The sequence below is a fragment of the Phormidesmis sp. 146-12 genome (genome assembly GCF_052939495.1).
Genome location: NZ_JBJPHS010000155.1, coordinates 1 through 11,547 on the forward strand (window position 1 = coordinate 1; position 11,547 = coordinate 11,547).

Consider the following 11,547-nt stretch of genomic DNA (forward strand, 5'->3'; position numbering starts at 1 on the left):
AGTATTGGTCAATACCCGTACTCACTTGATTCATCCCTTTGTTCAGCAACGCCGATTTTGTGTATCAGAACTATTAGCCGTAGAATCAACGGTGAGTCCAGATCATCTCTATCACCTGATTGCAACTGAGCAGGTGTATGTTGATTTGGCTGCTGCACGTCTATCCGAGCCTGAACAAGTTCGAGTCTTTCTAGATCAAGACACGGCTCAAGCGTTTCATCGAATGCAGGGCGAATTCGAGGTGGTGCAAACGGAAAAGCAATCGATGCTGAATTTTAGCATTGGAACTGTCTTGCACTGGGACGGAGTTCCGTGGGAAGTGATTAACATTGGTGCAAATTCAGTTGGATTGTTACAGTCAGAAGGCGAGGTGGTTGAATTAGCCAAGCCAACCCTTAAAAGTTTACTAGACCTCCTGCGTGAATGCTGAAGTCTAATCTGAACGGCTAAAATAGAGAGCCAAACCCTGTTTGTGGGAGACAAATCTGATGTACGACCGGATTCAACATCTGCGACCCAAATCGTTCAAACGTAAATGCGGAGTGCGACGAGACACCTTTGAAAAGATGGTTGAGGTGCTGAAACCGAAGTTGACCCGTAGCGGCAAACGGGGCGGACAAGGCAAGTTCAAGGTCGAAGACCAACTGCTGATTGCGATGGAATATTGGCGAGAATACCGAACTCAGCTTCACATTGGGCAGAGTTGGGGCATTGACGAAACGACGGTGGGTCGGATGGTTCGCAAGATTGAGACGATTCTGATCCAGTCGGGTGAGTTCAGCTTGCTGGGTAAAAAGCACCTGTATCAGCCGAGTTCTAAGGGCAGTGTGCTGCTGGTGGATGTGACAGAGTGCCCGATTGAACGCCCCAAAAAAACCAGCGATTATTTTACAGCGGCAAGCAACGGTGGCACACACTGAAAGCGCAAGTAGTGGTGGACTATCTAACGAGGATGATCGTCTGCACTGCCTTTGGTCAAGGACGAAACCATGACTTCCGCCTCTTCAAGGACTCCAAACTGCCGACCCAACTTGAGCAATTGTGGGTCGCCGATAGTGGTTATCAGGGGATGACGAATTTGCATGCCGATACTTGTACCCCTGTGAAAAAGTCGCGACATCAGCGGTTGTCGAAGGCAGACCAGCACTACAACCAGCAAATCGCCCAAGTGCGAATTGTAGTCGAGCATACCAATCGTAAGTTGAAGGTGTTTCGGATTTTGTCGGAGCGCTATCGTAACCGTCGGAAGCGATTTGGACTACGCTTCAATCTGATTGCAGGCTTGCTCAACTATGAACTTGCCCATCCCATTTGATTCGTGCAGGAGGTCTAATCACTAACCAGGGTAGGATGACCGCTGAATTGCGGCTGCGATAGATACGGATCGATGACTCACGCCAAAATGGGAAGGTACTGAGGAAACAAACGAGGTAGGATGCTCCCGCATTGATGAACAAGCTGGTTTGAAGACTCGAAGGCAGATTCGGATATCCAAGCGCGGTAGCTTCGCTTTACGCAGTGTTCGCGGTCAGACAAACTCCCAGCGCGAGATACAAGAAAGTAAACAAGGTAAATCGTTTCATTTGAGATTCGCTTAGTTTGACGAGAACCCGAAAACGCAAGTCTAAAGTTCACTCCTACTATTTCCGATGAAGCTTATTCTCTGTACCAGACGCGCACACATTGAAAGCAGTTGATTGTAATGCCTTGACTGATCATCACTGGGTAGAAACCATTGCTGGTCGTCACTCCGTAGACCCCATCACTTGTGCCTTCGATGCGATCGCGTAAAACAAAGGTCTCAACATTGATCATCTGTATCGTTGTACTTTCGATCCACTGATTGACAGCACTCACAACCTTAGAGAAGGATTCATAATCGGAAGCTCCGCCGAAGGGTTCCCGTTCAGTAATCCGAGGCGCAAAATCTTTGCACTAATAGCAGTCCAGACCGATCCTCGGCGGCGGAAGATCTCGGTAGTGGCGAGACCAGCGACTACATCTGTGAGAAAGACGATTGTTCATTTCTGAATACGTTTACTGATTCACACTGCTCATATGTCGAGGTGCATAACGTTCTCCAACAGCAATCCCTTTTGGTGCAACGACTTCGATGCGCTGTAGGTCTTCTGGTGTAAGAGTAATGTCTGCTCCGGCTGCATTCTCTCCTAAGTATTTGCGACGTTTCGTTCCTGGGATCGGTACAATATCTTGACCCTGAGCTAAGAGCCAAGCCAGAGCAAGCTGACTAGGCGTGACGCTTTTTTCAGCTGCGATCGCCTTCACTTGCTCGACCAATTGCAGATTCTTGTAAAAATTTTCACCCTGAAAGCGGGGAGATTGGCTGCGATAATCGGTTGGATCTAAATCTTCTGGTTTGGTAATTGCACCAGAGAGGAAGCCGCGCCCTAGCGGACTGTAGGCAACAAAGCCGATCCCCAATTCGCGCACTGTGGGAAGAATCTCATCCTCTGGATCGCGGCTCCATAGCGAGTATTCTGTTTGCAATGCGCTGATCGGATGAACTGCTTGCGCGCGTCGAATTGTAGCTGGCGCTGCTTCTGACAGACCAAGATAGCGAACCTTACCTTGCTGTACTAGTTCTGCCATTGCTCCAATTGTTTCTTCGATCGGTGTAGTCGGATCAACCCGATGTTGATAGTAGAGATCAATGGTGTCAATTCCCAAGCGTTGCAAAGAGGCATCACAAGCAGAGCGCACATAGTCAGGTTTACCACTCACGCCTAGAAATTGCCCATCCGATGTGCGAACATTACCAAACTTGGTCGCAACAATCACTTGATCACGACGAACACGTTCACGTGCAGCGGAGCTTTCGCGGATTGCCTTGCCAACGAGCTGCTCATTCGTGAATGGACCATACATATCTGCGGTGTCAAGGAAGTTAATGCCTAGATCAATCGCATGATGAATGGTAGCGATTGATTCTTGATCATCAGTGCTGCCATAGAACTCAGACATACCCATACAGCCCAACCCCATCTCTGAAACCATTAGTCCTTGATTGCCTAGCTTTCGCATCTGCATGATTACTTCTCCTGTGTTCTTTCGACTTCCGAGATTTAGCTCATTTGTCCAATCGGTCGAACAATGATTTCATTCACATCCACCTCTGCGGGTTGCTCGATCGCAAAGGCAATCGCACGCGCGATCGCATCTGCTGGAATCATTGCCTCACGAAATCCCTCCACCCATTCCGCTGCTTCAGCATCCGTGATCGTGCTGGCAAGTTCAGTTTCCGTCACTCCAGGCGAAATTACCGTCACCCGGATGTCTGTCGATTCTTGCCGCAGTCCCTCGGAAATCGCCCAAACTGCAAACTTAGTGGCGCAGTACACGGCTGCGGTTGGATAGACGTTGTGCCCGCCGATCGAGGAGAGATTGACAAACTGCCCTGATCGTTGCTGCTTAAAGAGAGGTAGCGCAGCAGCAATGCCATGAAGCACACCGCGAATGTTCACATCAATCATGTGGTTCCATTCATCGACCTTTAGTACCTCTAGCTTGGAGAGTGGCATCAAGCCTGCATTGTTCACCACAACATCAAGGCGACCAAATTTAGCTTGGGCAAACTCGACAAAGGCTTGCATGTCTTCGAGGTTGGTGACATCAAGGGTACGGTATTCTGCTTTGCCACCTTCAGAGCGAATTTCGGCAGCGATTGCTTCTAGTCGATCGGTGCGCCGCGCCCCTAACACAACCCGTAAACCCTGACGAGCCAGCAATCTAGCAGTTGCTTCACCAATACCGCTACTAGCTCCGGTGATAGCAACGACTTTGTTTTCTACATTCAACATGATGGTTCTCCTGACTGTTGAGGTGGATTGAAATTAAATAGACTGACCACCAGAGACTTCAATTCTCTGGGCATTCACCCAGCGATTGTCTTCGGATAATAATGCTGCAATCGCCCCGCCGATATCATCCGGAAGACCCACACGACCCAGAGCCGTTTGCGAAGCGAGGAAGTTGTTAATCTCTGGATTGTCCCGCACTGCACCGCCTGCAAAATCTGTTTCGATCGCGCCCGGAGCCACAACATTGACAGCAATCTGTCGGTGTCCTAGTTCTTTTGCCATATATCGAGTCAAGACCTCGATCGCGCCTTTCATGCTGGCATAAGCTGAGTAGCCCGGCAGCGTAAAGCGAGCCAGACCCGACGAAAGATTCACAATCCGTCCGCCGTCCTTAAGCAGTGGCAGCAGCTTTTGGGTGAGGAAGAAAACGCCCTTGAATTGGATGTTCATCAAACGATCAAAATCGTCTTCAGTGGTTTCGGCAAACGGCTTATAGATTCCAATTCCCGCATTGTTCACCAGAAAATCAAACTGCTCGGTCTGCCATTGATCTTGAAGTGTTTGTTTGACATATGACACAAATTCATCAAAGGTTTTCGTGCTGGAAGTATCCAGTTGCAGGGCAGCGGCTTTACCACCGATTTCTGCGATCGCAGAGACAACGCGACTTGCTTCTACCTCGCTGCTGCGATAGGTCACGATCACATCAACGCCTTTTTTAGCAAGTGCCAAAGCCGTATTTTTGCCCAGTCCTCGGCTCGCTCCTGTGACCAATGCGATCTTTGTGTTGTTTGTCATGGTTTTCTCCTTGTTAAAGTTGCGGAAGTCGCTCTAGCTAAGCGATATGGCGACCAGCACTAGTTTCTCGGTGAAACTCTTGTCCACAAGTCGTTGAACTCTTGCATGTCCAGAAAGGCAATCGCTTCGATCGCTTTGCCATCCTGCATTTTGAAATACCAGGTGTAGGTGTTCCGATAAGGTCTGCTGTCCCCAGCGGTCGCTGCTCCATCCCACAGGACAATGACCATATCGCCATCTGCCCAGATGCCGCGTACGGTTGGCACGATTGGGGTCGATAAACGGGCACTGGTTGGATTAATGACTTGATCAAGTAACGCTTGCTTGCGATAGGTACCCGCAGTTGCGCCAGTGCCCGTAATCGTCCAGGTTGCTTCTGGAGCGAGTAGGTCAAAGAAGTTGCCAGTTCCGTTTCGCCAACCGTCGAAGTACTGCCGGACGATTTCCTTGTTGCGCTGTTCGATTACCTGAATCTCCTGTGCGTCTGCTTGATTGGACTGAGTTGCCTGGGCCAAATCTACGAGTGCTGGAAACTGATCGAGGGCAGGCGGCTTATTCAATGCGGTCGAGTCATGACTTGGCTCAAACGCAGTCACATTCGACTGAAAACCTGCCTCATCCGTGCGAGCTTGCGTCATCGCCGGAGCCGCTAGCAGCCCAATCAACCCCGCACCTATCAAAACCTGACCCAAATGATGCATCTTCTTTAACCTCCTGAAGTTTCTATAACAAAGTAGCTGTTTCGCTCTCATGTCCATTGAATTGTTCGTTATCGCTTTGGTAAGACATTTTTCATTGAGTCTTTGTGCGCGAAATTCTAAATCAGGTTTTGCGCTTTTGCAGTTTTGGCAGCAAAATCTTCGATTGTCATTTGTCCTTTGCGAGTTTCAGTTCCGTTGTTCTCAAAAACGATATGACCGGAATTAAAACCGCGCATCATCTCGCTGTAACTGTTGACGGCTTCAGGCGAAAACCCGAAACTGGCAATTGTCGCCTGCCACTCACTTTCGGGGAGGGCAACGGCTTGCACGGCGCGCTTGAGCGCAGCAGCAAAAGCGGCGGCGACATCATTTGGCGAATAATCTGCCGCACCATACAGTTCAATGATGCGTTTGCCCGTCCAGTCTTCGGTCAACGCTTCAGCGGCAGCGCGTCCGATGTCGGTAGCGGAAACCATCGGGAGTTTACGGTCTAGCGGACTATAAAAACTCGGCAAAATGCCTTTTTCGGCGGCAATCGCAGTCATGCCGTTCCAGTTTTCCATGAATCCCGCCGCCCGCAGAAACGTGACGGGAATCGTCAAATCGTCGAAGATATTTTCCAAAAGGTAAGTTGTCATGATGTTGCCCGTCCCAGTAGCGTGCTGCGAACCGACCGAAGAAAGCAAGACAACTTTTTGCACACTGGATTGCGCGATCGCTTCAACATATGCTGCACCAATGTTTTTGGCTAAGGTGAACATATCGGCAGCCTGATAAGCAGGCGGATTCATTGCATAAACAGCAATCGCGCCGTCTAACGCCTTGGTTATTGCATCTGCGTCAATGACATCAGCGAAAGCAACGTCCGCGCCTTTCGCCTGCCAAGCGTTAGCGGTTTTGTTCGGGTGCTTCGCAGTTGCGATTAGCGCAAAGCGCAACACAACGCGCACCGGCAGTTTCTTTTCAAGCAACGTATCGGCAACCACAGAACCCGTTTGTCCGGTCGCACCAAACACTACAAACATAAATTTCCTCCTGAAATGTCGAAACCAATTTTGATAACCGAATACACCTAACGGCGCAGTTCAACGGCAGGTTCTACTTTTGACAAGTCCAACGATCTAACGTTTAATTGCTGGTCTTCTCTTACGGCATGAATTTATCCTAGGCTTGAAAAGCTTTGACGTGAATATACAAACCTGGCAGATAATTGCCTAATCCTCTCAAGTAAGGCATTGGTAACGGAGAATTGTCCTTATAATGAGCGCAGCAGCAGAGTTTAAGTTAGAACAGCATGACGATTGATACACTCAGCCACAAGAGCGCGATCGACAAATATGAAGAACTGGCGGCATTGGTCGATCGGCATACTGATAGCCAGGGAAACGGTGTCCATGCAACTGCGATCGCTCCCTTAGAGTTCACGCGAGAATGTAATCCTGTCGCAGTCATGCCCGGTGTCAGCGAACCGCTTCTTGCGATTGTGATACAGGGACAAAAAGAATTGTGGCTGAACGAAGAAATCTTTCAGTATGGTGTCGCTCAATATCTGGTTTTGTCGGTGGATTTGCCAGTGACTGCCTGCGTGACCCAGGCGACTCCCACTCAACCTTATCTCGGATTTAAGCTGAAGCTAGACCCAGCCCAATTTTGTGAGATCATTGCTCATACCCAGCCATGCATTAGTCAAAAAGAAACCGTGAAAGGCTGGTTCGTTAGCAATGCTGAACCATCTTTGATTGACTGCGCTCTGAGGCTGGCCAAACTTTTAGACACACCGCAAGATATTTCATTTCTGGCACCGATGATCATTCGCGAAATCTATTACCGTCTTCTGATGGGTGAACAGGGCGAAGCAGTTCGCCAAATTGCCACTGCTGGCAGCAATATGCAGCGCATTGCTGAGGTGATCAACCACATCAAAGCAGAGCTTACGAAGCCGTTGCGGGTTGAGGATCTTGCTGAGCAGGTGAATATGTCCGTTTCCTCGTTCCACCGCCACTTCAAAACAGTCACCTCGATGAGTCCGCTGCAATATCAAAAACAATTGCGACTCTTAGCTGCGCGCCAGATAATGCTTGCTAAAAACGCTGATGCAGCTCAAGCTGCTTATCAAGTCGGGTATGAGAGTACTTCACAGTTCAGCCGCGAATATGCCCGCATGTTTGGTGCGCCTCCTATTCGGGATGTTGAACGTTTACGGACAACCTAAACATTGCGATCGGATGAGGCTCTGATGATTGTTTAGTCTAAATTCTGACAGATCTAAGCCATACGGCGATGCGCTGGTTTGCAATCAGACATGTGATCCCGGACAGGAAACATGCGATCGGACAAATTAGCAGCCCAAGTGCAAGCCCATTTGGCATCTGCGCCGATGTAGCCGCGTCGCTAATCATGCCAACCAACAGCGGCCCGAGAGCTGGCCCCAGAAGAGCAGAACCAATCATGCCAAGACTGGATGCCATCGCCTCCTTACCCTTACCCGCTACAAGGTGTGCAGTGCCAAAAATCCATGGCAGGATAAATGCGAAGGTAAACATACCTGGCACCAACAAGAGAACGGACATCCATCCGATCGGCACGAACAACGCCGCCGTTGTCACCACAGCGATGATCAGGAAGAGAATGGCAGGAAGCAGAAGCAATCCCTTTGTCCCAGAGCGAATCGCGCGGTCTAATCCGCGTCCGCCCAAGAGCGATCCGACGATCCCCATCAGTCCCTGCAAAAGCCCAATCACCAGTCCGACTTCGCTGGCGGTGTAGCCATGGGTACGAATAAGGAAAGGTGCGCAAAAGATGTAGAAAGGGGCTGTGGCAAAACCGATGCCGATAGCAGTGATGAATAGCCAACGGAATGCCGGAGACGAAAGCAACTCCAGGCTCGATTGCAAAAATGGTTCGACATTGGCTGCCATGGACTTAAGCGGCGGGGTCGGTTCTACAAAGAACATCGCTAACAGGGCAACCAGCCCTCCAATGGCTCCGGCACCAAATAGGGCGACACGCCAGCCTAACGTATCGCCGATCGCGCCGCCAACAGCGAACCCGACCATAGCACCGAGCGGAATGCCCATAGAGAAAATACCTAGCGCCAGACCGCGACGTTCTGGGTAGATTTTGCGCGCAATCAGCTTATGTCCTGAGGGAGTGCAGCCAGCCACACCAGACGCGACACCAAACCGCGTCAGAACCAAAAATACCAAACTCGCGGACAAACCGCCAAGCGCTGTCATCGCGCTGCAAAGCAAAATACAGGAAATGAGGACAAAACGGGGCGAGCCGCGATCCGAAGCACGGGCAAGCGGCAATAAGAAGAGTGTAAAGCAGACTGCGAAGGGGATTCCAACGATTAAGCCGACTTGGGTATCAGTCAGCGAAAGATCCGCTTTGATCGACTCGAACAGAATAAACGGCAAAATTCTGTCGATCTGAGCGATTGCATTGGTAAGGAAAAGCGTAAGAAGCAGGGCAGCTTGTCGCCATCCTTGCACATATTCAATGTCGGTCTCTTCCAATTGGGAATTTGGTGGTGCAGTATTTTCTGTCATGTTAATTACCTACCTGGCTTGGATACCCAAAGTTGATTTTGGTCAATTTTCAAAAGTTGATCTTGGTCAGTTTTTCAGATACATCCCAAAGTCGCGCAGCCGCATCGGTGTCTGTAGCCTGCGGAGGCACCTTTGACAAAGCCGGAAAACCGCGCATTTCGTTCAGCTTATTTGGGCCATAATAAGCACCAGATTTCGCATCGGGTGAGGTCGCCGCAAAAAGCGTTGGGAGTGCGCCCTGCGGCACCGGTTGGAAAAGGAACCATAAAAGAGTTCGCCAAATAACGCGGGCATCCCACCCGCCAGGCGAGTTATATATAAGATCCGTGCGCGCGATACCCGGATGTGCTGCAAAGCTGGCTACGCCCCATTGACCAGCTTCGCTGCGCCGTTGTAATTCAAAGGCAAACATCAGACAGGCGAGCTTCGATTGGCTATATACAGCCATCGGTTTGTAATTGTGTTTTGCCTGCAAATCATCGAAATTGATAGTGCCGTTCCGCGCAGCAATGCTTGATAGCGTGACAACGCGCGCATTTTTCCCCTTGCACAGCATCGGCATCAGTTGCGCCGTTAGGGCAAAATGACCCAGATAGTTGACACCGAATTGCAGCTCAAAGCCATCAGTGGTTTCCATTCGCTTCGGAGGCATCATTACACCCGCATTGTTAATCAGCAGGTCAAGACTGTCCTGCTGGCTGCGGAGTCGTTCGGCAAAGTCCTTTACGGACTTAAGATTGGCGAGATCAATTTGTTCAAAACGAACTCTCGCTGATGGCACTTCGTTACGAATTTTTGCGACTGCCGCTGCGCCTTTTTGAGAATTGCGACCCGCAATGATAACATCACCTCCAGCCCGTGCTAATGCCAGGGCATCCTCGAATCCGAGTCCCCCAGTGCCGGTAACAACAGCCGAACAGCTTTTTTGAGAAGGAATATTTGCAGTTGTCCAGTTAGCCATAAGTTTTGCCTCTTAAAGAGTTGAATTTGGAATTCAATCGTGTGTCCGCTATCTTCGGCTTATTAATGACTGTCTAGCCAATTATTTATAAGCCAAAAAAATTAACTAATCGCACGCCAAAATGTCTCGAAGCCAGTTTGGCAGTGTTTTTTTGCGTTGTCAGGGTCATTGATCATCGTGACGCTTGTCGCTTCAGCTAACCCGTGTAGAAGTGCGCCAACAAAGCTCATCGGCGCTGTTCGCAAAGAGCCGTGGGCGCGGATGCGTTTGATTAAATCGTTAAAGTCAACGGCAACCTTGTCTGCTGCATTGCGCGTCGCAGGTGTAATGCCATCTGAAACATTCAGTTGCCTCAAGGCAAGCCGCTTGTGGGGATTAGACACAGCCCAGTCGATCCAGTTTGACCAAGCATGAAGAACCTGTTTGCGGAGATCGCTACTCTCCGGAAGGTCTTTCATGGCGGCGGCAGTCATTTCGGTTTTTAGTTCGAGATAAAGTTGGTTGAACAAATCAGCCTTGGTCTCGAAGTAAGTGAATAGTGAACCATTTGCAATACCCGCCTCTTTAGCGATTAACGCCGTTGGCGCACTCAATCCCTGTGAGACAATCATGCGGATTGCCGCCTCCATAATTGCATTTCGCTTATCTTCGCTTTTGGGTCTGACCATCCTCAAATCACATTCATGAGTGACTACACAGTCAATTATGTAAGGTGCATCTCAGTTTTGCAATAAGCACAAATGCTTAGATCTCAACACCTTTGAAACGAATGGTTTTGAAAACCTGTCTCAAAATGAGTCTTGAAAGACTGAGGTGCACTCATTAAATGAGAACTGTGGCACCCAAAAAAAGTCGCGATTTCTGTTGTGTCTTGTGCCATTGTCTTATCCTTAAACTTCATCTATAAACTTCTTAGTGCATAGCACTCTAGGTGGGCAATACCAGTACCTCGTGGGTCACTGTTGCTGCATTTCCGCCTGTTTGGGTTCCACCACCAAACACAAAGATTCGGTTGCCAATTGCCGATGCTCCCAATCCATGTCGTGGCGTTGGCAAGGGCGGCAATGCCTCCCACACGTCGGTTTGCGGGTCATATACCCAACTTTCGGCGAAAACCTTCTGCTCTGGAACCCACTGTTCGCCGCCAAACACGTAAAGCTTGCCGTTGAGTGCGGTTGCAGCCAGACCTCCTTGGGCTTGAGGCATCGGCGATCGCGTTTCCCAACGATCGAGTTTGGGATCATAGACCTCAAGATTTGGCACATTGACTTGGCGAGCAGTACCATCAGCATTCTTGGTAAAATTGCGCCCCCCAACCACATAGATCTTTCCATCAATGACAGCCGATGCTGCACTGTTTCGCGCTGTGGGTGCATTGGCACGGGCTGACCAACGCCTAGTTGTGGGATCAAATACTTCGTTTCGCACACTATCAATGTGGTCAATGAACAGCCGAGCATCCTCAGTCGCTTGAACGCGCCCACCAATCAGGTATATCTTGTCATCGACCACTGCGGATACGCCCTCGGCACGAGCCGCTGGCAGGTCAGTCCCTCCAGTCCAAGTATTAGAGGCAGGATTGTAGATGAACATTGTCGGCTGCGCCCGCCAGTCTGGAAATCCGCCTGTGAAACCGCCAATACCATAGAGCAAGCCATTGACAGCCGACAGTGTAATGTGATGGCGGGCTTCAGGTATCGGTCTCAAGGCTGTCCATG

General features: G+C 49.8%; 13 protein-coding genes. 3 read left to right on the forward strand and 10 right to left on the reverse strand.

The window, feature by feature from the left end:
- Positions 1-430: hypothetical protein (locus ACKFKF_RS32095; protein ID WP_446871456.1), on the forward strand; the 430-nt coding region annotated here is incomplete at its 5' end.
- Positions 431-488: 58 nt separating this feature from the next.
- Positions 489-1,315, forward strand: a protein-coding gene (locus ACKFKF_RS32100; RefSeq protein WP_446871458.1) for an IS5 family transposase whose coding sequence is annotated in 2 segments (ribosomal slippage) — positions 489-876 and positions 876-1,315 — 828 coding nt in all. Because the reading frame shifts where the segments join, the coding sequence is not laid out codon by codon here.
- Positions 1,316-1,656: 341 nt separating this feature from the next.
- Here ACKFKF_RS32100 and ACKFKF_RS32105 read toward each other — a convergent pair.
- The 6 genes from ACKFKF_RS32105 to ACKFKF_RS32130 all read right to left on the reverse strand — a co-directional run bounded on the left by ACKFKF_RS32105 (position 1,657) and on the right by ACKFKF_RS32130 (position 6,342).
- Complete coding sequence (locus tag ACKFKF_RS32105; RefSeq protein ID WP_446871460.1) at positions 1,657-1,857, reverse strand: hypothetical protein; 201 nt, start codon at positions 1,855-1,857, stop codon at positions 1,657-1,659.
- A 180-nt stretch (positions 1,858-2,037) separates the two neighbouring features.
- Positions 2,038-3,048: an aldo/keto reductase gene (locus ACKFKF_RS32110; RefSeq protein ID WP_446871462.1), complete on the reverse strand. Its 1,011-nt coding sequence runs from the start codon at positions 3,046-3,048 to the stop codon at positions 2,038-2,040.
- 35 nt (positions 3,049-3,083) lie between these two features.
- Positions 3,084-3,818, reverse strand: a complete 735-nt coding sequence (locus tag ACKFKF_RS32115; RefSeq protein ID WP_446871464.1) for an SDR family oxidoreductase — start codon at positions 3,816-3,818, stop codon at positions 3,084-3,086.
- Between the two features lie 33 nt (positions 3,819-3,851).
- Positions 3,852-4,616, reverse strand: a complete 765-nt coding sequence (locus tag ACKFKF_RS32120) for an SDR family NAD(P)-dependent oxidoreductase (RefSeq protein ID WP_446871466.1) — start codon at positions 4,614-4,616, stop codon at positions 3,852-3,854.
- 59 nt (positions 4,617-4,675) lie between these two features.
- Positions 4,676-5,317 (reverse strand): nuclear transport factor 2 family protein, encoded by a 642-nt coding sequence (locus tag ACKFKF_RS32125; protein ID WP_446871468.1) that lies wholly within the window; start codon positions 5,315-5,317, stop codon positions 4,676-4,678.
- A gap of 116 nt (positions 5,318-5,433) precedes the next feature.
- Positions 5,434-6,342: an NmrA family NAD(P)-binding protein gene (locus ACKFKF_RS32130; protein ID WP_446871470.1), complete on the reverse strand. Its 909-nt coding sequence runs from the start codon at positions 6,340-6,342 to the stop codon at positions 5,434-5,436.
- Positions 6,343-6,611: 269 nt separating this feature from the next.
- On the opposite strand from ACKFKF_RS32130, the gene ACKFKF_RS32135 reads away from it, so the two are divergent.
- On the forward strand, positions 6,612-7,529 hold the full coding sequence (locus ACKFKF_RS32135) for an AraC family transcriptional regulator N-terminal domain-containing protein (RefSeq protein WP_446871472.1): 918 nt from the start codon (positions 6,612-6,614) through the stop codon (positions 7,527-7,529).
- Between the two features lie 37 nt (positions 7,530-7,566).
- On the opposite strand, the gene ACKFKF_RS32140 is transcribed toward ACKFKF_RS32135, so the two are convergent.
- The 4 genes from ACKFKF_RS32140 to ACKFKF_RS32155 form a co-directional block, all read right to left on the reverse strand.
- Entirely contained in the window at positions 7,567-8,868 is a 1,302-nt protein-coding gene (locus ACKFKF_RS32140) for an MFS transporter (protein WP_446871474.1), read from the reverse strand.
- 49 nt (positions 8,869-8,917) lie between these two features.
- On the reverse strand, positions 8,918-9,829 hold the full coding sequence (locus ACKFKF_RS32145) for an SDR family oxidoreductase (protein WP_446871475.1): 912 nt from the start codon (positions 9,827-9,829) through the stop codon (positions 8,918-8,920).
- A 101-nt stretch (positions 9,830-9,930) separates the two neighbouring features.
- Positions 9,931-10,497, reverse strand: coding sequence for a TetR/AcrR family transcriptional regulator (locus ACKFKF_RS32150; RefSeq protein ID WP_446871476.1), 567 nt, complete (start codon positions 10,495-10,497; stop codon positions 9,931-9,933).
- A 259-nt stretch (positions 10,498-10,756) separates the two neighbouring features.
- Positions 10,757-11,547: Kelch repeat-containing protein (locus ACKFKF_RS32155; RefSeq protein ID WP_446871477.1), on the reverse strand; the 791-nt coding region annotated here is incomplete at its 5' end.

Excerpts from the sequence above, each read along its gene's own strand:
- ACKFKF_RS32110 (WP_446871462.1), bottom strand. The coding sequence starts at position 3,048 with ATGCAGATGCGAAAGCTAGGCAATCAAGGACTAATGGTTTCAGAGATG.
- ACKFKF_RS32115 (WP_446871464.1), bottom strand. The coding sequence starts at position 3,818 with ATGTTGAATGTAGAAAACAAAGTCGTTGCTATCACCGGAGCTAGTAGC.
- ACKFKF_RS32120 (WP_446871466.1), bottom strand. The coding sequence starts at position 4,616 with ATGACAAACAACACAAAGATCGCATTGGTCACAGGAGCGAGCCGAGGA.
- ACKFKF_RS32125 (WP_446871468.1), bottom strand. The coding sequence starts at position 5,317 with ATGCATCATTTGGGTCAGGTTTTGATAGGTGCGGGGTTGATTGGGCTG.
- ACKFKF_RS32130 (WP_446871470.1), bottom strand. The coding sequence starts at position 6,342 with ATGTTTGTAGTGTTTGGTGCGACCGGACAAACGGGTTCTGTGGTTGCC.
- ACKFKF_RS32135 (WP_446871472.1), top strand. The coding sequence starts at position 6,612 with ATGACGATTGATACACTCAGCCACAAGAGCGCGATCGACAAATATGAA.
- ACKFKF_RS32140 (WP_446871474.1), bottom strand. The coding sequence starts at position 8,868 with ATGACAGAAAATACTGCACCACCAAATTCCCAATTGGAAGAGACCGAC.
- ACKFKF_RS32145 (WP_446871475.1), bottom strand. The coding sequence starts at position 9,829 with ATGGCTAACTGGACAACTGCAAATATTCCTTCTCAAAAAAGCTGTTCG.
- ACKFKF_RS32150 (WP_446871476.1), bottom strand. The coding sequence starts at position 10,497 with ATGGTCAGACCCAAAAGCGAAGATAAGCGAAATGCAATTATGGAGGCG.